Source organism: Paenibacillus sp. FSL k6-2145 (genome assembly GCF_037976585.1).
Classification (GTDB): domain Bacteria; phylum Bacillota; class Bacilli; order Paenibacillales; family Paenibacillaceae; genus Paenibacillus.
This window is the reverse complement of record NZ_CP150267.1, coordinates 4,194,672-4,216,529: the sequence shown is the minus strand read 5'-3', so window position 1 is coordinate 4,216,529 and position 21,858 is coordinate 4,194,672. Positions and strand designations below refer to the sequence as shown.

At 45.7% G+C, this 21,858-nt stretch carries 20 protein-coding genes; 6 read left to right on the top strand and 14 right to left on the bottom strand.

What is annotated here, in order from left to right; all coding sequences use genetic code 11:
• Window positions 1-19: 19 nt before the first annotated feature.
• The 5 genes from NZ043_RS18820 to NZ043_RS18800 all read right to left on the bottom strand — a co-directional run bounded on the left by NZ043_RS18820 (window position 20) and on the right by NZ043_RS18800 (window position 6,197).
• Entirely contained in the window at window positions 20-1,624 is a 1,605-nt protein-coding gene (locus NZ043_RS18820; protein ID WP_091032572.1) for a helix-turn-helix domain-containing protein, read from the bottom strand.
• A gap of 11 nt (window positions 1,625-1,635) precedes the next feature.
• The gene (locus tag NZ043_RS18815) at window positions 1,636-3,387 is read right to left on the bottom strand and encodes a sensor histidine kinase (protein WP_339309049.1); all 1,752 of its coding nucleotides are present in this window, start codon (window positions 3,385-3,387) and stop codon (window positions 1,636-1,638) included.
• 104 nt (window positions 3,388-3,491) lie between these two features.
• The gene (locus NZ043_RS18810; protein ID WP_339312798.1) at window positions 3,492-4,361 is read right to left on the bottom strand and encodes a carbohydrate ABC transporter permease; all 870 of its coding nucleotides are present in this window, start codon (window positions 4,359-4,361) and stop codon (window positions 3,492-3,494) included.
• A gap of 53 nt (window positions 4,362-4,414) precedes the next feature.
• Complete coding sequence (locus NZ043_RS18805) at window positions 4,415-5,305, bottom strand: sugar ABC transporter permease (protein ID WP_091014599.1); 891 nt, start codon at window positions 5,303-5,305, stop codon at window positions 4,415-4,417.
• 205 nt (window positions 5,306-5,510) lie between these two features.
• Complete coding sequence (locus NZ043_RS18800) at window positions 5,511-6,197, bottom strand: HAD hydrolase-like protein (protein ID WP_047844222.1); 687 nt, start codon at window positions 6,195-6,197, stop codon at window positions 5,511-5,513.
• Between the two features lie 295 nt (window positions 6,198-6,492).
• On the opposite strand from NZ043_RS18800, the gene NZ043_RS18795 reads away from it, so the two are divergent.
• Window positions 6,493-8,211: a methyl-accepting chemotaxis protein gene (locus NZ043_RS18795; protein ID WP_339309048.1), complete on the top strand. Its 1,719-nt coding sequence runs from the start codon at window positions 6,493-6,495 to the stop codon at window positions 8,209-8,211.
• 156 nt (window positions 8,212-8,367) lie between these two features.
• Here NZ043_RS18795 and NZ043_RS18790 read toward each other — a convergent pair whose 3' ends face one another.
• Together NZ043_RS18790 and NZ043_RS18785 are read right to left on the bottom strand one after the other, a co-directional pair.
• Window positions 8,368-8,817, bottom strand: coding sequence for a hypothetical protein (locus tag NZ043_RS18790; RefSeq protein WP_133384179.1), 450 nt, complete (start codon window positions 8,815-8,817; stop codon window positions 8,368-8,370).
• Between the two features lie 137 nt (window positions 8,818-8,954).
• Window positions 8,955-9,911 (bottom strand): Gfo/Idh/MocA family oxidoreductase, encoded by a 957-nt coding sequence (locus NZ043_RS18785; protein WP_133384178.1) that lies wholly within the window; start codon window positions 9,909-9,911, stop codon window positions 8,955-8,957.
• Between the two features lie 414 nt (window positions 9,912-10,325).
• Between NZ043_RS18785 and NZ043_RS18780 the strand changes: the two genes are divergently transcribed.
• From NZ043_RS18780 to NZ043_RS18765, 4 genes are all read left to right on the top strand, one after another.
• Complete coding sequence (locus NZ043_RS18780) at window positions 10,326-11,957, top strand: thiamine pyrophosphate-binding protein (protein ID WP_133384177.1); 1,632 nt, start codon at window positions 10,326-10,328, stop codon at window positions 11,955-11,957.
• 12 nt (window positions 11,958-11,969) lie between these two features.
• On the top strand, window positions 11,970-12,338 hold the full coding sequence (locus NZ043_RS18775) for a carboxymuconolactone decarboxylase family protein (RefSeq protein WP_091032589.1): 369 nt from the start codon (window positions 11,970-11,972) through the stop codon (window positions 12,336-12,338).
• A gap of 187 nt (window positions 12,339-12,525) precedes the next feature.
• Window positions 12,526-12,876, top strand: coding sequence for a hypothetical protein (locus NZ043_RS18770; protein WP_091032592.1), 351 nt, complete (start codon window positions 12,526-12,528; stop codon window positions 12,874-12,876).
• A 54-nt stretch (window positions 12,877-12,930) separates the two neighbouring features.
• Window positions 12,931-13,923 (top strand): 3-oxoacyl-[acyl-carrier-protein] synthase III C-terminal domain-containing protein, encoded by a 993-nt coding sequence (locus NZ043_RS18765; RefSeq protein ID WP_133384176.1) that lies wholly within the window; start codon window positions 12,931-12,933, stop codon window positions 13,921-13,923.
• Window positions 13,924-14,114: 191 nt separating this feature from the next.
• Here the strand turns inward: NZ043_RS18765 and NZ043_RS18760 are convergent, their stop codons facing one another.
• From NZ043_RS18760 to NZ043_RS18730, 7 genes are all read right to left on the bottom strand, one after another.
• Entirely contained in the window at window positions 14,115-14,684 is a 570-nt protein-coding gene (locus NZ043_RS18760) for a manganese catalase family protein (protein ID WP_036669914.1), read from the bottom strand.
• A 98-nt stretch (window positions 14,685-14,782) separates the two neighbouring features.
• Window positions 14,783-15,058, bottom strand: coding sequence for a spore coat protein CotJB (locus NZ043_RS18755; RefSeq protein ID WP_036669913.1), 276 nt, complete (start codon window positions 15,056-15,058; stop codon window positions 14,783-14,785).
• Entirely contained in the window at window positions 15,048-15,287 is a 240-nt protein-coding gene (locus NZ043_RS18750; protein WP_017689526.1) for a spore coat associated protein CotJA, read from the bottom strand. Before NZ043_RS18750 ends, NZ043_RS18755 begins: the two co-directional genes overlap by 11 nt.
• Window positions 15,288-15,565: 278 nt before the next feature.
• Entirely contained in the window at window positions 15,566-16,918 is a 1,353-nt protein-coding gene (locus NZ043_RS18745) for a hemolysin family protein (protein ID WP_091032598.1), read from the bottom strand.
• Window positions 16,919-16,964: 46 nt separating this feature from the next.
• On the bottom strand, window positions 16,965-18,101 hold the full coding sequence (yfkAB, locus tag NZ043_RS18740) for a radical SAM/CxCxxxxC motif protein YfkAB (RefSeq protein WP_091032604.1): 1,137 nt from the start codon (window positions 18,099-18,101) through the stop codon (window positions 16,965-16,967).
• 220 nt (window positions 18,102-18,321) lie between these two features.
• The gene (locus NZ043_RS18735; RefSeq protein WP_091032607.1) at window positions 18,322-19,443 is read right to left on the bottom strand and encodes an HD-GYP domain-containing protein; all 1,122 of its coding nucleotides are present in this window, start codon (window positions 19,441-19,443) and stop codon (window positions 18,322-18,324) included.
• Window positions 19,444-19,516: 73 nt separating this feature from the next.
• Complete coding sequence (locus NZ043_RS18730) at window positions 19,517-20,947, bottom strand: 5'-nucleotidase C-terminal domain-containing protein (protein ID WP_091032610.1); 1,431 nt, start codon at window positions 20,945-20,947, stop codon at window positions 19,517-19,519.
• A gap of 120 nt (window positions 20,948-21,067) precedes the next feature.
• Here NZ043_RS18730 and NZ043_RS18725 point away from each other — a divergent pair, with 120 nt between their 5' ends.
• Window positions 21,068-21,814 carry a molybdenum cofactor biosynthesis protein MoaE gene (locus tag NZ043_RS18725; RefSeq protein ID WP_091032613.1) on the top strand — a complete coding sequence of 249 codons (747 nt, stop codon included), beginning with the start codon at window positions 21,068-21,070 and terminating at the stop codon, window positions 21,812-21,814.
• Window positions 21,815-21,858: the final 44 nt, after the last annotated feature.

The window sequence follows — 21,858 nt, the reverse complement described above, 5'->3', positions numbered from 1 at the left end:
ATGACGTTCCGTATCGGTTTCAATTCTCATACATTTGTCGGAAGCAGGTTGGCGTCATGCCGCAATATTTCTTGAACAAACCGCTGAAATAAGGCCTGTCCTCATAACCCAGCCTCTGGCAGATCTCTTGCACCTGTACACCTGCAACTAGCAATTCTTTGGCCTTTTCCATCCTCATCTTAGTAATATATTGAATCGGCGTTATGCCGGTTTCCTTTTTGAAGGCATTGGCAAAGTAACTCGGACTTAAATGTACGGATTGGGCACAGGCATGCAGCGTCAGATTCTCTGCAAGATTCAGACTGATATATTCCTGGGCTTTGCTAATCGCCTGTTTGACATCGGTGAGTCGTTTTTTGTCCATAATCTCGCAACCCATACTGCTAAAATGTTTGATATATCCCCTCCAGCCCTCAAACGTCAAGGAGCGCATCGCCTCAAGCACTGTCAGGTCGGCCTCCAGACGCAAGCGTTCCTCTGCTGTAATCTCATCACAAAAGGCACGGTAGATGGCAAAAGCCAGTCCAGACAGCAAACGAATCATCGTGAGCGGCTCGGGAAATCCTTCGGAGACCTGCCATTCTTCGAGAATTTCATCAATGATGCGGTGACAGGTGCTCTCATTACCACATTTGAGTGCGTAAAAAAGCTCTTTCTCCTTCTCCAAAGGATATACCGGAGCCACACAGGCCTGATTTTCCAGTTCAGTATACTGGAGGATGCAATTTCCTTCACTGTAAAAACGATAGGATATCGCCTGATCTGCATGTGCGTAGGACGTCCAGATTTCCTGTGGTCTGCGGGCAATCGTACCAACACCAATCGAGACTGTTTTTTTGCTGAATCGCTCCACATTTTGGCGGCATTGCTCCAGTAGCTCAGAGACGTCGATCTGGCTTGGTGTGTTAAATATGGCTGCAAGCCGGTATCGGTTTTCCCGTAAAACAACGCCTTTGGTATAGCGGTTTAAGGTTTCTCCCACAATATTTTGGACCGCAAAAGGAACGATTTCGGCATCCAGATGCATCGTGTATCCATATCGCGTATAACCATCCACCTCGATGACCATGACGAGAAGATTGGATGAATCGAGATCAATGTGCAGCTCGTTCCAGCGACTTTCATTCAGGAAGCCCCCGATTTCATGACGCAACAAGCCCAGGAGATAGCTGTGACGCTCGTACTGGCTGCTACTCTCCACCTTCTGCTCCAACTGTTCCAACTGTTTGCACTGTGCCTGCTCTTCCGTAATCACCTGTCTTACCTTCAACACCGCACCTAGTATTTCTTCAGGGGTAAACGGTTTGAGCAAATAATCGGATGCACCAAGCTTGATGGCCTCCTGTGCATATTGAAAATCAGAATAACCACTGATGAAAATAAATTTGGCTCGCAGTCCGGCATCCAATGCCCGCTTCATTAGTTCCAGCCCGCTCAGCTTGGGCATCCTGATATCACTAATCACGATGTCGGGTTGCTGCTCCAGCAACAAGGACCAACCGCGCTCTCCATTGCCCGCCGTGCCTACAATCCGAACCTGATGATCCTCCCACGGAATAGTTGAAGATATGCCCTTTACAACTGCCTGGATATCATCCATAACACACATCGTCAATTGGCCCATACTGCCCCTCCTCAGGTGATCGGAATCGTGATAACAACCGTTGTTCCCACATCTGTACTGCTATGAAATACAATTGAGGCCACATCCCCGTAGTGCAGGCTTAATCTGCCATGGAGATTGGATAGGGCATAACCTTTGCGTCCCCCGTCAGGAACATCCTCAGCATAGATGCCGGCTACATCCATACCACATCCATTGTCAGCCACCTCCAGCCGTAGTGTGTCACCCTGACGATCAATGCGGATCAGGATAACGCCCAAATCTTCTTTGTCATTGAATCCATGCAGGATGGAATTCTCGACCAAGGGCTGAAGTAATATTTTTAAAATATCAACAGCGTAACAAGAGGGGTCCCCCACCTCAATCCGATAAACGAACAGATCCTCGTAACATTTTTGCTGAAGCTGCATGTATTGTTCGACATGTTTGATCTCCTGCTCCACACTGGTGATGTCTTTACCATCATTCAGGCCCAGACGGAATAATAAGGATAAGGAGACGATCATCTCACTTACATCCTTCTTCTCTCCGCTCTCACTTTTCCAGAACATCGTATTAAGCGTATTGTAGAGGAAATGAGGATCAACCTGCGCCTGAAGCGCCTTGACTTCAAACCGCCGTTTATCTTGCTCCGTTGTCCGTACTTCTTCAAACAGAATCTGAATCTGGTCCAACATCCGGTTGAAACGATGCCCTACAGCGCTGACTTCATCGTCATACTTGCTGCGAAACCGTACATCCAGATCATTAGACTCCACCTCAACCATCAAGCGTCGCAGTTTGTTCAGTGGCTTCAGCAGAGCGGAGGCCAGCAGCTTGGACAACCCGAGTGCAAGCAAAATGCAAAACAACATGATCAGGATGATCAGCCAGCGTATCTTTTGGAGGGGGGACAACAAGTCAGCCTTGGACTGTACACTTACCATGACCCAATCCTCGTTCATCGACAATGCCGAATAGTTAACAAGCATGTCCTCCCCCTGATCGTTCCTGTAGGTGAAATCCCCAGCATCGTCACGGCTAAACTGTTGTGTAAAGTCAGGCTCCATAATGAAATCGTAATTTCGGGACCTGGGCCGAATGACTTCATTTCCGTTTTTGTTCAGCAAAAACAGTTGAATCTGGTTATTCATGAGATCCTGCGTCAGAATGTCTCGCATCGCCTCTTCCTTCATATTGACGACCATATATACATTCGAATAGGTATGATTATCGATCACAATGGGTTTGAGCAACAGAGATAACACATTTCCTCGGGATTGAAATAACTGACTCTGATGTGAACCAAACCACATCGTATTCCAGCCTTGCAGCTTCACGTAGCGTCCGTATTCCCTGTCGAACGAGTTATTGCGATTCGGAAAATCTTTGGTTGAGAAAAAATCACCGATAGGTGTTTTCAGATATGCGGTATCAATCAGTGGCTCTACGAGCTTCAATTGAGCAAACGATGTTTGCAGCAGCGAGAGATTCTGATAATAATGAGATGTTTTATTTTTTCCAACGTCCTTCATGACCTGGGTGAACGTTTCATTAAGCATAAAAGAAAAAGAGGATACAACAATGTGCCTTAGATGTTCATCCATAACCTGCACTGATTTGTTCAGAATGCTTTGTTTCAGTTCAAGTGCATTCTGCTCAATGCTTCGTGCAGCAAAGAGATAAGAGCATATCCCGGTCACACTGATGCACAAGACCACGAGAAAAATGTACAGCAGCTGTATTCTTTTTTTCAGGGACATTTTATAAAAGTCGAATATCATCGGCGCTCGCTCCTTGAACACGGCTTGGCCCGTCCGCTGTGAATTAAAATGAGTATAGCACAGTGGAATAACCCGTAAAACCGTTTCCATGATTGTGCTCACGCCTATCCTTTCACAGCTCCCAAGGTCACTTGCATGAATGATTTGTTGGCAAAAATATAAACGATGAGCAGCGGCAAAATGGACAGACAGGCTCCGGCCATCATCAGTTGGACCTCAGCTGCAGCTCCGATGCCATATCGCAGATTAGCCAGCCCAACCGGCAAAGTCTGCAAGTCCGGATTGCTCATGGTGAACACAAAAGGAAGAATATATTCATTCCATGAACTCTGGAATACACCCAGACCTGCAACGGCGAGTCCGGGCCGCAGGAGCGGAAGAATAATGCGCCAGTATGTGGTGAAGAAATTACAGCCATCAATCATCGCCGCCTCATCCAGTTCGCGCGGGATGCTCTTGAAGAAACCAATGAGAATAAAGTATGTGGCAGCGTGTGCGCTGATCAGTATAATAATAACGCCCCACAACGTGGTATTCAGCCCCAGCTTGACCATGAGGTCAAATTGCGGACGCAGCACAACTGCGCCTATGGAAATAAACAGAGTAGATGCCATGAGCAGGGTGTACCCCTTTTTCCCTTTGAAATTCACTCGATCCACAGCGTAGGCTGACATCGAAGCTACCAGCAGCGTGCCAACTGTTGTACTGATGCTAACAAACACGCTGTTAATGGTAAAACCCGAAAAATTGGCGGTTTTCCAAGCCTGAGCATAGTTGGAGAACTGCCAAATCTTCGGCCAGATGGTAGCTCCTCCGGTTAATTCCTGGTTTGTTTTGAAGGAACCGAGCAATACAAGTATGATGGGGAACAGCGACAGCAGAGCGATTGCGATCAAAAACAGCCAAAGTACTGTTCGTTTGGTCCAGCGAATGAGTTGGGGAGACCCTGAGGGCGCAAGTACTTTTTGAGTCATCATCGTTTCCTCCTGATTAATTTTATACGTGTTCAAAAAGTCTGTTTTTCAGTTTAATAGACATCATTGAGCTTTTTGGATATCCGGAAATAAATGAGCGTCACAGCCCCTACGATGAGAGCCGTTGTAAAACCGACTGCACTGCCATAACCGAGCTGCTGGAGTGATTGTGTGTCAGCCGACACGGGAAACAACAGTTTGAACAAATACAGATACATCACCTCTGTTTTGCCATATGGCCCCCCTTCGGTCAGCACCATAATACTCTCGTAACCTTTCAGCGCCGTGGTAATTGCCAGCATGATGATCATCTGCAAGACAGGACCCAGCAACGGAATCGTTACATTCCGCAGTTTCTGAAACTCACTTGCTCCATCCAGCGATGCCGCCTCATAAAGCTCTTCAGGAATGCTCTGAAGACCCGCAATGAACAACAACATATAGTTGCCCACAGCCCCCCAGATGGCGATGATGATGGTTGTTAACATGGCATGTTCAGCCCCCAGCCAGCTAATGGATTCGGAGATCACATGATACTTAAGCAGCAATTGGTTCAATATTCCGTTATAGGAGTTGAAAATAATAAAAAATACAATCGCCATGACCGAAGCGCTGAAAATAGTGGGAAGATAATAGATCGCCCTAAAGAGGGATCGACCTCTCCATTTACGATTCAGAATAATCGCCAGAGTTAACGACAGTGGAATCGTAACGACGAGTTTGCCCAGGGCATACACACCCGTGTTGCCTACAGAATCCCAGAATTGCCCGTCACGCAAAATGCGTCCAAAATTGTCAAGCCCAATAAAGACAGGCGTCCCGATGCCTTGATAATCATAGAACATGTAACGCAGCGCCCATAACAGCGGATAGATCCCGAATACAACAGTTAAAAAAAGACTTGGAAAGATGAACATATAGGCATGTATTTTGGATGGTTTCACCAGAATCGGACCCCCTATAGCTTTTGAATGAAGTATAGAGGGAATATGAAGGAAAGCGGGATAGGGAAATCAACTTTCTACAGGGGAGAATGTGACTGCATGACCAAACAAAAAAACCTGTATTCAACGAATTTCCGTTGAGTCTACAGGTTCATATCATGCGGTTCGTAATCTTAAATCTCAGTAAACGTATACAGCGTAGAGACTACTCTGCTTCATCATACAGACGCAGCAGTTCTGTAAAATCAGAGATGAGCACATCTGAGCCCGCAAGCTCCTCATCACGTCCGAACCCGGCATAGGCACAGCCGATGACCGCCTGACCGTTCATTTTACCAGCTTCCACATCAGAAGAGCGATCCCCTACCATCCATGCGTCCTGAATACGATGTTTCTCAAGCAGGATCTGCACCAGATTAATTTTGGAAGGAGTCTTGTACTGGCCTGCACTGTATACCCCTTCAAAGAAAGGCATAATCTCGTGTGCAAACGCCACACCCTTCACATAGTCCTCCAGCCCATTACTTGCGACAAAAAGACGCACTCCTTGTTGTTTTAATGCTTGCAGCGTTTCTTTCACCCCAGGATACAATTGAGAACTTCCTTGATCAAGCCCCTCAATCTCCAGTTGAAGCAACAGTTCGTCTGCCCGGCGATGTGCCGCTTCCGATGCCTCAGGCATAACCACTTTCCATATATCTTCGAGCAACATGCCCAAACTTCCCAGCATCCGTTCCTCGGGTGGAGTTTCTCCTTCAAAGTGCCCTTCGGCACGCAATGTATCAAATAGTTGCTGGTATGCTGGCAACAACAGGGTCTCTGTCTGGAACAGCGTACCATCCATGTCAAAAATCATCGCTTCCGGTTTGAGCAATACCTTCTCTTTATTCATGTCCAATGTTCCTTTCGGATTGGGATATTGTATATGTAATTGGAATCGTTCCCTTCCCATGATAAACATAACGTTTCAACGTGTAAACCAACGATTGTAAAACATCATCATCCCCAACCTTATACAGCATTAATCAAACGTTATATTGTAGTTAAACAAACTATATACAAAAGAAGTTTCTTTACGTATAATACTAAAAAAATAGTGCTTTAGACACCTAATCTAAAGACCTATAATTATCACATTTCCGGTTTTTTCGACAACTACATATACCCCATAGAGAGGAATAACAAACATGAAAAAGCGTAAGACCTTTAAGATTTTTTATAAGATAGGATTAGGATATTTACTCGTACTGGCTGTACTGGCTGGTTGCATCCTGCTGATTCAGAACAGCACAAGTCAGCTCCAACGGGAACTGGATTTTCTGGTCGATCACGATATGAGGGTACACGCCCTCACCTATGAACTCGAAAGAAACATGGTAGATATGGAAACAGGTCAACGTGGTTACATCATCACGGGTCAGGACAATTATCTCGATCCCTACACCCAAGGAAAAGAGCAACTTATTACACTAAGAGATGAACTTGCTGCTTTAATTTCGGATAATCCGGCTCAACTTGCACTTTTGGAAGACATACATACTAATATGGAGAACTGGGTCCAAGTCGCTGGTGAACCTATGGTCGCCCTTCGCCAAGCCAATAATACGCAGGCCATTCGAGATTTTTTCGCAGATGATCCAGGTAAAAGAGACATGGACCAGATTCGGACTGCTCTCGATACGTTTCGAACCAACGAGCATACGTTAACCGATAACCGCACAGAAGCACTGAAGCAAAAAAACACACTACTGAATCTGGAACTGTATGGCGCACTTATCGTTGTGGCCATTATCTCGTTCATTACTGCATTGGTCCTGTCACGTGCCATTGTTAGAAACATTCGTACCGTAAAACAGGCATTAAATGACATCGGTTCTTCCAATGGTGACCTGACACTGAGAATCGCTACGCCAATGAAAGACGAAACTCGTGAACTTGCGGAGGCAGCCAATACAATGCTCACTGGTTTGCAGCAAATGATGCTGGACGTTCAGAGCAATGCCATGATTCTGAGCACAGCTTCGGATCGATTGGATAAAGGGGTTGCCGATAGCCATCTTGCAGGAAAAGAAGTTGCCACTGCCATGGAACGCGTCGCTGAAGGCGCTGATGAACAGGTTACTCTTACGCAAACCATGGTAGCTGCGATGCAGCAATCCCTCAACGGGCTTAATCGTGTCGCCTCCTCGGCAAGTGACGTGGCAGGCCGTGCAGTTCGTACCGAATCCATTGCCGTGGATGGCCAACAGCGCATTGATAATGCTGTAGGTAAAATGAGTTCCATTGAACAATCCTTCCGCTCTGTACAGGAAGCCATTAATGAAATTTCGAAGATGTCTGATCAAGTGATCAACATTGCAGATTCAATGTCGGGTATTGCGAGACAAACCAATCTGCTTGCACTTAACGCCGGAATTGAAGCTGCCCGCGCTGGGGAAAATGGACGCGGCTTCGCTGTCGTTGCCGCGGAAATCCGTAATCTTGCAGACCAAAGTGCAACATCAGCCAAAGAGATTACAAGTATATTGGAAACCGTGGTAACAGGTGTTCAAAGTACGGTGCAGGTGGTTGATGAGAGCACTCTACATGTGAATGAAGGATTGCGGACCATTGAGGATGCAGGTAATGCTTTTTCAACCATTACTCAGCATATTCATAACCTTAGTGGTGAAATTATGGAGGTATCTGCTGTTGTCGAAGAGTTAACTTCCGGTAGTGAGGCTGTGATGAAGTCCATCAATGAAGTATCGGCTGTTGTGGAGGATACTGCATCAGCCACGGAAGAAGTATCTGCGATGACGGAGGAACAGCTTGCTTCTCTGCAGGAAATGTCTGACACGTCCAAGCAGTTGAATGAAATGTCCGATGCACTTGATCAGCTGGTTAAGCGATTCAAGCTTAAGTAAAACTCTTGCTGATACGGCTGAGTTGAAAGAAAAAGATGATTTCTGTATTTACAGAAATCATCTTTTTTCATTCCATTTCAGAAGCATATAGAAACACCCTCAGAGTGAACGCTCCTCAACTCCAAGGGCGTATTTGAAGAGGAATGCTCGTTATTTTTATTTTTGCAAAACAAGAAAATCATTAAGCTTGTTATTCGTGCCTGAATCTACAGGCTTCGTAATCCACTCCGATAACAACCCCTGTAAAGTTTCTACCTCTGACACAGTCAACTTATGCTGGTAACGTGGGTAATCTCTAAAAAATCGTTCAAGATTCATAGAAACATTACTTACTAACGACTGCTCACGATAATAGGTTGTTCCTGTAGCTACCGCATTTAATTTGGAAGCTTCCGCTTGATACTGGTAGATTTCTTCCTCCAAACCCCGTTCAGCATTTTTTCGCAATTGATCCTGAATATTCTCCGCATACGTTGTGAAAGATTGATTCATTTTGTCCTGAAGTCGATCATACTGAGTGTTCGAATTCCAAAGCATATAGGTTACAGTCAAATTTGAGAGAATGAGTAGGATGATGATATAGAAAGGCCATTTTTTTGCCCCCATCTGCTTCACTCCCTTGAAAGTATATTATTTATATTGTAGTTGAGCGAAACTATCCACTTCTGAAAACATATCTTGTTGATTTAAAGACAAAGAACCTCCTTTTGGAATAGAAACGCTAATGGAGTTAGTCACATTATTTAATTTCGCAACGCTTCCAGTATCAATTGTGCCTGATACCCATCGTTAAAGTCATATATTTTAGCTGGTTTGCCTTGTATACGGGCAATGACATGTTTCAGAACTGGCAATTCACTGGCGGATTCAAGCACTTCTACTCGAGACAGTGGCTGTCCCACCCGACCCGTCTTCAATTCTTCCCAATTTTCCAGAGCAATCGTGCCCTTCGTACCGTACACCACCATGGATACACGTTCTTCCCCCGCAAATTGAGAGATGCCGTTTAGCTGAATTCGAGTCCCGTCTTCCAATTCCATTGCAGCCTGTACTTCGAGTTCACAGTCTCCATTCTCAGGATATTGAACCTGAGTGCTCACTACCCGGATGGCACCAAACACCTTTTGAATCATATGAATCCAGTGAATTCCCACTTCAAGAATAAATCCACCCTGTTCCCGGCTCGTAATCCATGCATTCTGTTGCCATGATCGTGGCCACTGCGGGAATTGCAAAATGAGATCTATTTTGCGAATTGCCCCCACAGTACCCTGCTCGATCATCTCTTGCAACTTCAGCACAGAAAGTTCATGCGGCATCGAGAAGTGGATGGCATGAACAATGCCCGCCTGCTCCGCTGCATCCAGCATCTCTTTGGCTTCTTCTACACTATTGGCAAGCGGTTTCTCGCAGAACACATGAATTTTGCGCTCCAGCGCTTCCATGACAACCGGATAATGAAATTTCGGCGGAACTGCAATATACAACAGATCAATCTGATGTTCATTCATCAATTGCTTGTAATCCGTATACGTCCTAACTCCCCGATGAGAAGCTGCAAAAGACGCCAAACCGTCCTCATTCGCATCACACACCGCTACAATCTCAATCTTTGTATCCATCTTTGTATTCTCGATTAGATGAACCATATGTAGTCCCATTTTACCCAGCCCAATCAGAGCCATCTTGATGATTGTCATTCCATCCCCTCCCAATTCCTTTCCAGTATAGCAGAAAGCAAAGAAATGCGAATGCGATGATGCGTTGATACGAAAAAAGATAAATCTCAAGCTTTCAAGTCGCTATTTGTGGCTGAAATTCATCATTTACAGTCATCATTTTACATTATTTGTAACTTTGTTGCGATTGGGTAATTCGTTGCAGGGATATATAACCAATTATTTTTACTTTATCCAGCAACACTTAAAGCGTTACCAACTTAAGAATCAGGAATTTAGACTCACAAAAACAGGTTGACAAAAAACCACAAAAAAAGATACTCTTCCTAATAACAATGAATATTTCCTCTTACAACCTTAGACAGTAACTTGCATTCAACAAATGGAATATGCGTATGGTTCTAATAACCTATTTCATGAAGCGAGGTGTCCCGCATGAGAACAGTTGCGGACTATTTGGCAGAAACTCTGCGTAATCTAGGCGTTACTCATGTCTTTGGTATTATTGGTAAATCCATCTGTCCTGCTGTACTGAAAATGGTGGATTACGGATTAGAGTTCATTCCAGGCCGTCATGAATCCAGCTCAGGTTTTGCCGCATCCGGTTATGCATTACAGACGGGTAAACTCGGCGTTGCCTTTGCCACATCCGGTCCAGGCGGAACCAATCTGCTTACTGCAGCAGCCCATGCAAAGGCCAACAATCTGCCGGTACTGTTTATTACGGGCCATCAATCCATTCAGGAACTGGGGCTACCCCAGTGCCAGGATTCCTCTTCCTATCTGGCTGATCTGGCTGAGATGTTCAGGCCTGCTACGCTATTCAGCAAACTGGTTGAGCGTGGAGATCACTTCGGCACACTTTTGAATCACGCCCTTTCCATTGCACTCGGCCCTAATAAAGGCCCTGTTCACCTCTGTATTCCTTTTGACGTACAGACCGAGTTGTTATCCCAATGCCGGATTGTCATTCCCGAACCGGAACCTCTGCTTAGCGTATCTAATCTGAATCGCATTCTTCCTCTCATTGAGCAATCCAACCGTCCCTTAATTATTGCTGGTAAAGGTGTAAGTCGCGCCAGAGCCCATGATGAATTGCTTCATTTGGCTGAATCGTTCAACATTCCCGTCATTACTACTCCTGGTGGAAAAGGAGCGATTGCGTGGGACCATCCCCTATACCATGGACCTTGTGGTGTTGGAGGTTTCCCGCATGCAGACGACATGTTGAACCAAAGTGACCTTTATATCGTACTCGGTTCACGTCTGAGTGACATGACCCTCTGCAATCTGAAGCCTGAACATCATCCGGTACACCTCATTCAATTTGACGCTGATCCTACGTTTGTAGGCAAGATTCTGAGCGCTCAAACCTTACATATCACCGGTGATTTGAAGGACAACCTGCAATATTTGCTGGGCACATTAGAAGACCTCCCTACTTCTGAGAGAACCACGACACCCATGGATTACACTGTCCCATTACCAGATTTGCCCCGCCTGTCTCTGGCTTCTGTACTGGACGGGATGAGCGAACTTCTTCCTTACGATCATAAGCTGTTTGTTGATGATGGCAGCCATGGATTTCATGCGGTCCAGCGATATAAAGTCAAAAAACCAGGCAGCTTTGTGTTTGACGCGTACTTTGCCTGCATGGGTAACGCCATTGGTATGGCGATAGGTGCAAAGGCCGCTTCACCTGAAGAGACCGTTGTATGTATCACCGGGGATGGATGTTTCATGATGCTGGGGACGGAGATCAATACCGCGGTATGCAACAATCTGAATGTCATCTTCATTGTCGTTAATAACAAACAACTGGACATGGCACTCAAAGGAATGGAAAAAACAACAGGCAGAATTGATGGCACATTATATGAAGTTCCTATGGATGCTGCCAAATTTGCCGAATCTCTCGGTGCGGTTGCGTTTCGAGCAGAAACCCTTGCTGAATTCTCATCTGCGCTGAACACAGCTCAGACGTTGAATCAGGTAACGGTTATTGAGCTTCTGACCGATCGAGATGAAATTCCACCCACGGCTCACCGCACCGTAACTTTGAATTAGGAGGAGCATATCATGAGTGAACATGTAGCTCAGGGACTAGACCGTTTCGCAAAACTTTCTGGTGAGTACGGCGCAAGAGCCCTTGCCCCCATCAAAGAACATTTTCCCGAATTGTCGGAATTTATTATGGGGACAGCATACGGGGATATTTTTCAGCGCACCACGATTACGGATCAATGGAAGGAAGTTGCTATCATCTCTTCGTTGATCACCCAAGGACAGTATGAACAATTGGGGGTACATTACACGATGGCTCTGAGCGTGGGAGTAACGGTGGATCAGCTCAAGGGAATATTGCTACATCTGGCACCCTGTGTGGGTGCTCCACGCATTATTAGCGCATTTAATATTTTGCTTGCTACCTTGGAAGAAATACAGTAATTCACTTTTCTACATTTTTATACATGATTCGACTTTTTTATTGATCTTTTTACATTCCTACCTTTATAATATGGTTAAATTATCCTTCGAACCAGCTCTCATCTTAGAAGCTTTCAACAGAGGTCCTATGGGGCTGTGTATCCATTAGCAGGATAGCCTTAACTCATTTAAAGGAGAGAGATCAAACATGGGAAATTTCATTCTTAAGACTGACGTTCCGAACAAGGTGTTAAACATTGAACTGGAGGGTTCTTTCTCTCAAGAAGACGGTTTGCGTTCCATCTCGGCATATCAGGATACGATCGCTCCTCTTAACACCAAGGAGTATGACCTGAACATCGATTGCAAAAAGTTGAATGTTACTGCTCCGGAGATTGTTCCTCTTCTGGAAGGCTGCCTTCAAATGTTCAAAAAAGATGAATATAAAAAAGTCGTGTTGACCCTCGAGAACAACGCGATTCTAAAAATGCAATTGTCCCGACTTGGTCGGTCTGTTGGCCTGGACAATCTCGAAATCATATCTACCGTTACCACTTAATAAACCAGGCGGACAAGCTGTGAATTCACCCTTCCGCTCAAGAGGAGAATGAAGATGGCCGGAATTCGTATTGTAGATATCGATATCTATCATCCTGCAACCAAGGTGCACAATGATTTTTATATCGAACATTTTGATGCAAGAGGTGTAGATATTCGTGGATTGTTAAAGGCACTTGGTCGTGATACACGTTATAAAATTGACAACGATGACGAAAATTCACTAAGCATGGCCTTTGAGGCAGCCAGTAACCTACTGGAAAAAACCGGACTTACCGGTGCAGATATTGATCTGATTGCTTATGCAAGCCAAACGCCGGAATACATCTTTCCTACGAATTCCTTGATGATTCATCGCCTGATTAACGGAGCTTCTCACACGATCTGTATTGACAGTAACGCGAACTGTGCAGGCATGACCGCTGCTTTCGAACAGGTTAGCCGGCAGATGCTGGGCAATCCTCGAATTCGCCGGGCATTAATCATCGGCTCGGATTACGTAGCTCCTCACGCCAGTCCCGATGATCCCGTATACTTCGCCAATTTCGGTGATGCAGCAGCGGCGGTTATTGTAGAGCGGGATGAACATGCTGTCGGTTTCATTGATTCCATCTATCAGACGGATACCTGTGTGTATGGTAATTCTCTTTTTCCTGCAGAAGGCTTGGCGAAATTGGGCAAAACAGGTGTGGATGCAGGTGCCTTTCATGTGAAATTCATCCCATTTGATGATTCGATCTGTGTGGACGCCGCTTCGGAGTCCATTCGTACCTTGCTGACACGCAACGAGATTGGACCAGACGAGATCAGAGCCGCCTGCTTCTCTCAGCTATCCATTAGTAACATTCGGGCTGTATCCGAGAACGTTGGCATTGGTGATAATATTGCCGTCTATATCGGAGATGAGTTCGGATATACCTCAACCAGCAGTCCGTTCATTGCATTACATCGAGCGGTTACAACCGGTCAGATTCAGCGTGGTGACAAAGTTCTGTTCTGGACCGTTGGAGCCGGGTGGCAAAATGTTGCCATGGTGCTTGAATATTAGGCCATAATTCACCAAAATAATAACCAGGACGATCCCTTTTATTTTAAATTCAAAAAGGATCGTCTTTTTATTTGAAAGCAACCCTCAATACATCACGTACACTGCTTCGGGCTTTATTAACTCATAGCAATTAACTCAAAGCAAAAAGCAGCCCTATCGGACTGCCAGACTTCTGCTTTTATACCAAACGTTCAGAAAATCTTCTTTGTCTCCCGATCATCTTTCAGGATCTCTACAGCCTCCCGGAAGCGCAAAGAATGCACGATCTCGCGTTCCCTTAGAAACTTCAGACTATCCTGCAGATCCACGTCATCGGTCAGGTCGATCAACCATTGATATGTAGCCCGGGCTTTCTCTTCTGCTGCAATGTCCTCGTACAGATCCGCAATTGGATCACCCTTTGCAGCAATGTAAGCAGCTGTAAAGGGTACACCGGAGGAATTGGTATAAAACAAGGCAGAATCTCGTTGAGCATAGTTCGGCCCAAGTCCCGCTTCTTCCAGTTGATCCACTGATGCGTCCTTGGTCAACTTGTAGATCATGGTGGCAATCATCTCCAGATGAGAAAATTCCTCTGTAGCAATATCCGTCAGCAGACCGATAATCTTGTCCGGAATCGTATAACGCTGATTCAGATATCGAAGGGCAGCGGCCAACTCCCCATCGGCACCGCCATATTGTTCCATCAGCAATTTCGCCATACGAGGATCACATTTACTAACCCTTACGGGATATTGCAGTTTTTTCTCATACACCCACATGTAAGACGCCTCCCTCTACGTTATCAAAATACAGCTCTTCTTCTAACCCTCGGGCTTCCTGTCCCTAAAGTCCTGCAAGGAAGCCTGAGGCTGATGTGTCACACTTGCCATGGCCAGGGCGTCTGAGACCATTCCCACGGATACTTGGAGAAGGCATGACCAAAGTTCATCAGGGGTCCATACAATTGTTGAAACTCCTGCGCCACCCGCGTACGTTCTTGCGTGAATTTGTTATATTGCTCTATGCTTTGATAATCCCCAGGATGGGTGTCCAGGTACAGATTCAGCTCCACTAATACAAAATCCAGAGCCTGAAGCTCCTCCAGCAGCTCATAGTATTGGGTATCGCACGCTTTTGCTCCTTCAGGTTCCATCCACATCCACCTTCCTTCCCTTCGATCTTGCTGGTGTATAAGGGCTGTATAATGCAGGCCATAACGTCCCCACTCTTAATGCTTCTGCCGGACTGTACTGTGGCCAGCCCATAGGCTGAAATGGAATAAATAATTGCGGAGGTACCAGATACGTCCGAATCTCTACTGGCGGACAAGGATCAAACGGCCCCACAAAAGGGGCGTAAGCACGAAGTTGCGGATCTTTCACAGAACAACGCCTCCTATAATACATCATTGGTGCAACTGAATATTACTGAGGTCCTTCCAGTTTCCCGTCTATATAACCATATGACGCTGTCCCCAAAGTTAATCCGAAATTCGTTTCAACTATGTGCAGAATTTCTCCAAATTCTTCTTTAAAATGAAAAAAGACCTTCGGTTCGTTCCCCTTTCAGGTAACTTCCAAAGGTCTTATATCCTGGCAGATTTTCATAATCTGCGTCATTTCATACTTTTGCTCGTCTTATCTTGCTCCTGCAACGAGTTCTATTCTGCTGGATTTTCTTCCGAATTCATGTCTTGAGGAACAGATTGCTTGTACACTCGAACCCGAGTAATTCGCAAACGAGTGGACTCTTCCACTTCAAAGACGTATCCATTCAGCTCCCGAGTTTTGCCCTTGGCTGGAGTACCTCCAAGCTCTTTAAACAACCATCCGCCAATGGTATCCACTTCTTCATCCTCAATGATGGCTCCAGTCCACTTATGAACTTCTTCAATAAGCGAACGACCATCAATGGAAAAGGAATCTCCACTGCGTTCCATATGCGGACGCTCATCCTCAAACTCGTCATACAAGTCTCCAACGATCTCTTCCAGAATTTCTTCCGCAGTCAGCAATCCAGCTGTGCCGCCATATTCATCCACAACCAGCGTCATCTGAGAATGTTTCTTCTGCATGAGACGCAGCACATGGCTGATTTCCATGGATTCAGGAACGTTTAAGATTGGACGAACAAGTGAAGCCAGATCATGTTGTTGCTCCGGTTTAGCCAGCAACAGATCGGTGATGTGTATAAATCCAATGATCTCATCCTTGTCTTCTACTGCTACGGGATACCGGGAATGTTTGGTTGCATTAATGATCTCCAGGTTCTCTTCCAAAGACATATGCGTGTACAGACAATCCATGTCTGTACGTGGCAACATCACTTCACGTGCCAGCATATCAGAGAAATCAAAGATGTTGTCCATCAGTTTGATCTCATCTTTATCGATGACACCACTTTTGGCACTCTGCTTCATCAAAATTCGAAGTTCATCTTCCGAGTGAGCTTCTCCTTCACTGGCAGGTTCGATACCCGCCAGACGCAGCAATGCATTAGCCGATACATTCAGTACCCAGATGAACGGGAAGAAGATTTTGTAGAACAACAGCAAGGGCGCAGATAAAAACAATGCCACTCCGTCTGTTTTTTGAATTGCCAACGATTTAGGCGCAAGCTCACCCAGCACAATATGCAGAAACGTAATGATACAGAAACCGATAATGACCGACACGGTCGAAATAAGCCCTGTATCTCCTACACCGAGCTTAAACATGAGAGGCTCAACGAGCAATTCAGAGATGGCTGGTTCTCCCAGCCACCCGAGTCCAAGCGATGTCAATGTAATCCCGAACTGAGTTGCCGATAGATAGGAATCCAGTTTACTATTCACCTTCAGTGCATAACCAGCCAAACGGTTTCCTTCACTCTGCAATTGAGTTAAGCGCGTTTGCCTTACTTTAACAAGGGAAAATTCCGCTGCGACAAATACGCCATTCAAAAATACGAGCAAAAAGACACAGACCAGATTAAATACCAGCTGTCCAAGATGAAATTCGGTATGAATATCCAAGTTGAAACTCCCCTTTTCTATCTATTTCAGGAATACACCTGGAATATCAACGTGTGATTGCCTTTCTCGATTTGAAATCCACACCCTTGTAATACATATCTGCCACTAGCAGGTTTGGTCCGCAACAGGATGCAATATCGCAATGGCAATTGACCGTTTGATTCAACGGATGTTCAGCTGACCATTCATGGAACACATCATCCAGTTTACGATCACGAATGTTGCCAAATGCCGGGATGTCTGCAAAATCCGTCACATACACATTACCCGTGAACATGTTGACATTAACGCGGTTGCGTCCGTCCGGATCGTTACGTACCGTCACATTGGGTTCGCTGTATAAACGGTTGATCAGTTCCCGATCCTGCTCTGCTGCACTGCACGCGAAGAATGGCAGGGTACCGAAGAGCATCCACATATCCTTGTCACGCACATCAAGCAAACGATGAATCGCTGCTCTCATATGGTCCAGTGATAACACAGGCAACGACGAAGCAAAGTTCGAATTATACATCGGATGCACTTCATGACGGACACAGCCCATCTCACGAATTAATTGGTGAATACCATCCAGCTTGTCGTGCGTACGGAAGTTAATCATCGATTCCGCAGAGATAAACATGCCTGCCTCACTCAGTTTGCGTGAATTTTCAATCATTTTCTCATACATCTTTACCGCTACTTCACGTTTCACAGGTCTGCCACTATTCGCAAATCCAACTTGATGGAAATCGTCAGCATTCAGATAGTTGAATGAGATATGCATAACATCCAGATAAGGTAAAAGTTGCTCATACCGGCTGATATCCAGCGTTAAATTCGAATTGATCTGGGAACGAATTCCACGTTCCTTGGCATATTTGAGCAGCGGGATAATCATCTCATCCACTGTTTTCTGGCTAAAGCTTGGCTCGCCACCCGTCAGACTAATCGTCTGCAGATGCTCCACTTCATCCAATCGTTTCAGCATCAGAGGGAGCGGAAGAGCCGGCGCCTCACGCATCGTAAGCATATCTCCCACGGCACAATGCTCACACCTCATATTGCATAGATGTGTCACGGTCATTTCTACACTGGTCAGCACATGGCGTCCATATGTACGCAGAGAGCCGATCGGATCCCACGGATCATTCGTTGGCGATAAAGGCATCGGTTGTACCGATCCTGAGTTTAGCATGGTCATTGTTCTTCACCTTATTCCTTTTATTAACCTAAAAAGTTTTATTTACATCATACCTTGTGTTTCTCTTTTTGGAGTTATCTTTTATCATAGCACAATTTTGAATGCTCCGGCATACGCAGACCCTGTCCATTACATGACAAAAAACGCTCAGGCAACTCTGGACCGAATTACGAAACGGCCCGGATATTACGACATGAGCGCTAATCAACTTTCAATTAGTTCAGCTTTCCACCTGTTCACTTTGAGCCGCTGAAAGTGTATCCTCCACACCCTCTACACCTGTGATCATCACAGACAGAGCTGTCAGCAGGTTAATTTCATAAGGCGAAGATAAAGTCTGACCGTCCGCATCTTTTAGAACACGGATAAGCGGACGTTGAGGAACACGTGAATGAATTGATGCAACTACCCCAACCTCTCCCGTGCTGAGCTTGACTGAAATACCTACTGGGTATATCGCGACACAATCCCTGAACTTCTCCAACATCCGTTGTTCATAGAGGGTTCCTGAACCTGTATACAACACCTCTACTGCCTGATGCGGCAGCAAAGCTTGCTTGTACACCCGATTCGTTGTCATGGCATCATACGAATCAGCAAGCGCAATCCATTTGGCATATTCATGAATTTCCTTGTCTTTCAAACCAAAGGGATATCCACTGCCATCAATTCGTTCATGGTGCTGCAATGCACAATGCGCAGATAGAAGCGGTATACCTGGTTCATCTTTGAGAATACGGTGTCCATATGTAGTGTGCTGCTGAATGATTTTGAATTCCTCGTCACTCAATCTGGAGGGTTTATGCAAAATTTCTGGTGCAATCTGTGTTTTGCCGATATCATGCAACAAAGCGCCCAGACCAATCTCCATTAATTGCTGGCGTGTGTAACCCGAAGCGACACCAAGAACCAGCGTGTACACACATACATTCAGAGAATGGTTATACAGGTCAAAATCGCTGGAGTTCATGTCCATCAGCATAATCATGGCTTCCTTCTGACTGCCGATGTCTTCCAGAATCGCATTCATCACACCACTAAGCGCTTTACCGAAATGAGGAATCTGATTTTTGGTTTTCAGTCCTGACATACTCTGAAATTGCTGTTTGATCTCTACCAGTGCCTTCCTCCTGGTCTCTTCCTGCAACATTTCAGGAACGATGATGTCCTCTGTCGCAGCATCTTTAATATACACATAACCGACTCCGAGATCCTTAAGGCGTCCAATCAATCGACTGGTTAGCTCTACATCCTCACTAAGTAATACAAGGCCTTCTTCACTATAAATACGTTTCCCCAGCTTCATGCCAGGCTGCAATAAGTTTATATGTACTAAACGCACAGCCTATCCTCTCCCGCTCCGTAGATGTAATTACCACTAGCCGCCGCTTCAGCAGAAGGCAAGTACTTTTAATTTAGCTTTGATGCCAGCGGGCTCGCAGGCTGTCGTCCAGAGCCCCTGGTCGTTTTATTTCCGTTTCCAGCAAATCGCGTATGAATTCCGGAAGATGATAGAGCGTACGGGTTCCATGAGCCAGAGGAGGATACCCCACATTGAACGTAAACATGTCCAGTGTTCCAACGATATACTCACATTGTTCGTCCATAGGCTCCCCATTGATGGATATGGTCTCGATCTTCTCATAGGCTGGCGCATGTGGATTGTATTGAACTTCCATTCCGTCCATACATAATGTGCCTAGAATATGACCACGAAAACCAAATCCCACAATGGGCTTACCTGAAAACTCGTCCAACAAGGACTGCTCAAGTGCTTCACGAATATGACTTCCACTCAAGCATATTGTACAAGCATTTATAGGAGATGGACATAGGGAATGCAACATTCCTTTTGTAATATTACCTTGTGGAAGATCTCCCAGAAGCTGACCTGCATTCACCAGAGACAGCTGTGCCCCCGTGAAATGACGAACAGCTTGTGCAAGCAAGGTTGCAAACGGGGATTCCCGGTCATACGCGATGGGCAGCACCCGATCCGTTATCACTGCCGTCTGATTGAGTGTCCTTTCGGCTTCCGTACGATTCGTAGCGATTGCCAGCGCGACCTGATCATCCAGTAATATACTCTTGGCAGCCATACAACCGCTACTTACCAGTTGGAGAGGTTTTCCCACACTTGTTCGTTCCAGAACCACTTTCCCAAGCCATTGGCCAAATTTCCCAGCTGCACCCAGCACGGTCTGACCAATGACTAATGGTTCTTCGAGAACATGATGGGTATGTCCACCGAGAATAACATCAATTCCAGTAATCTGCTCCGCCAGTCTCCGATCTGTCGAAAGTCCCAGATGTGAAAGAACAACCACCACATCCACTTCATCACGTAATGCTTCCACTTGAGTTCTTAGTGACTCCACAGGGTCCAGAACATCCCACCCAAGCAGTTCGTAAAACGTGGTAAAAGGGGCAGTTGCCCCCAGCAGACCAACGCGAAATGGACCTTTCTCCACAATCAGAGAAGGTTTCATCCACACTGGTGGAAGTCCAGTATCTTGCTCCACAACATTGCCGCATACCACAGGACACAGAAGTCCAGCGTAGGACTGCGAGAGCTGATCTGGCGTAAAGGTTAGTCCTTCGTTGTTACCGATTGTAATGGCATCGTAGCCCGTCAGGTTAATAACATCAACATTAGCCGTACCCAGTGTTCCTTCTGTTTCAACGGCCATCCGGTCCATATGATCGCCGATATCCAATACAAGGAAGTTGCCACCTTGGTCACGTTCCTCATTGATCATAGCGGCGATGGTGCTCATGGAGCCGAAGTGGCTATGGATGTCATTGGTGTGTAGAATCGTTAACGTTTGCTTCTCCCTGGTGCTCATCACACCGCCTCCCCTGCTCTTCAATAAACGTTCATTCTTCTAATGGATAAGCATAACATTTTCCGCGTCGTTATGATATATTTAAAGGGTTTAGAGATCAAAAAGAGGTGAGTCATATCTATGAAATTGACAATTCAACTATTTGCAGGCATTGCAGAACGTTTAAATACATCCCTCCTGGAGTTTGAGTACATTGGAGACCTTCCAACCGCTGCCAATTTAAAAGAAAAACTGAGTCTGGCCTACCCAGAGGCAGCTTCTCAGATAAGGACATCCTTTTTGGCAGTTAACCAGCAGTACGCTCCTGCCGATACTATACTTAGCTCAGAAGATGAACTTGCGTTGATCCCTCCCGTCTCTGGAGGCGATGGTACGGATATATCCGATGAGAAGCATCGCTCTACCGTTCCAGAGCATCGGACTGAAGATGGCTTATTTCTGATTACAGAGTCCACCTTGTCCGTGGAAGCAACAACGGCGCTAGTGATTACCCCGAATCACGGGGCAGCTCTTACTTTTGTAGGTACGACTCGTGAAATGACTGGTGAACAACGTACCGTTCATCTTGAATACGAGGCCTATGTGCCGATGGCTCTTTCTCAGATGGCAGCCATTGGTGTGGAAATCTCCGATCGCTGGCCTGGTGTGTTATGTGCAATCAGTCACCGAATTGGCAAAGTGGATGTGGCAGAGATTAGTGTAGTCATTGCCGTTTCCTCGCCTCATCGCAACGACTGTTATGATGCAAGCCGTTACGCCATAGAGAGACTCAAACAGACCGTTCCGATCTGGAAAAAGGAAATTTGGGAAGATGGATCTGAATGGAAGGGACATCAATTAGGACCATGGAACCCCATGGAGAACTAAATAATGAGCCTTTACACCTTTTAGACAGAGTGGGTTAATAGTAA

Excerpts from the sequence above, each read along its gene's own strand:
- NZ043_RS18820 (WP_091032572.1), bottom strand. The coding sequence starts at position 1,624 with ATGGGCCAATTGACGATGTGTGTTATGGATGATATCCAGGCAGTTGTA.
- NZ043_RS18815 (WP_339309049.1), bottom strand. The coding sequence starts at position 3,387 with ATGATATTCGACTTTTATAAAATGTCCCTGAAAAAAAGAATACAGCTG.
- NZ043_RS18810 (WP_339312798.1), bottom strand. The coding sequence starts at position 4,361 with ATGACTCAAAAAGTACTTGCGCCCTCAGGGTCTCCCCAACTCATTCGC.
- NZ043_RS18800 (WP_047844222.1), bottom strand. The coding sequence starts at position 6,197 with ATGAATAAAGAGAAGGTATTGCTCAAACCGGAAGCGATGATTTTTGAC.
- NZ043_RS18795 (WP_339309048.1), top strand. The coding sequence starts at position 6,493 with ATGAAAAAGCGTAAGACCTTTAAGATTTTTTATAAGATAGGATTAGGA.
- NZ043_RS18790 (WP_133384179.1), bottom strand. The coding sequence starts at position 8,817 with ATGGGGGCAAAAAAATGGCCTTTCTATATCATCATCCTACTCATTCTC.
- NZ043_RS18785 (WP_133384178.1), bottom strand. The coding sequence starts at position 9,911 with ATGACAATCATCAAGATGGCTCTGATTGGGCTGGGTAAAATGGGACTA.
- NZ043_RS18780 (WP_133384177.1), top strand. The coding sequence starts at position 10,326 with ATGAGAACAGTTGCGGACTATTTGGCAGAAACTCTGCGTAATCTAGGC.
- NZ043_RS18775 (WP_091032589.1), top strand. The coding sequence starts at position 11,970 with ATGAGTGAACATGTAGCTCAGGGACTAGACCGTTTCGCAAAACTTTCT.
- NZ043_RS18770 (WP_091032592.1), top strand. The coding sequence starts at position 12,526 with ATGGGAAATTTCATTCTTAAGACTGACGTTCCGAACAAGGTGTTAAAC.
- NZ043_RS18765 (WP_133384176.1), top strand. The coding sequence starts at position 12,931 with ATGGCCGGAATTCGTATTGTAGATATCGATATCTATCATCCTGCAACC.
- NZ043_RS18760 (WP_036669914.1), bottom strand. The coding sequence starts at position 14,684 with ATGTGGGTGTATGAGAAAAAACTGCAATATCCCGTAAGGGTTAGTAAA.
- NZ043_RS18755 (WP_036669913.1), bottom strand. The coding sequence starts at position 15,058 with ATGGAACCTGAAGGAGCAAAAGCGTGCGATACCCAATACTATGAGCTG.
- yfkAB (WP_091032604.1), bottom strand. The coding sequence starts at position 18,101 with ATGACCATGCTAAACTCAGGATCGGTACAACCGATGCCTTTATCGCCA.
- NZ043_RS18730 (WP_091032610.1), bottom strand. The coding sequence starts at position 20,947 with ATGAGCACCAGGGAGAAGCAAACGTTAACGATTCTACACACCAATGAC.
- NZ043_RS18725 (WP_091032613.1), top strand. The coding sequence starts at position 21,068 with ATGAAATTGACAATTCAACTATTTGCAGGCATTGCAGAACGTTTAAAT.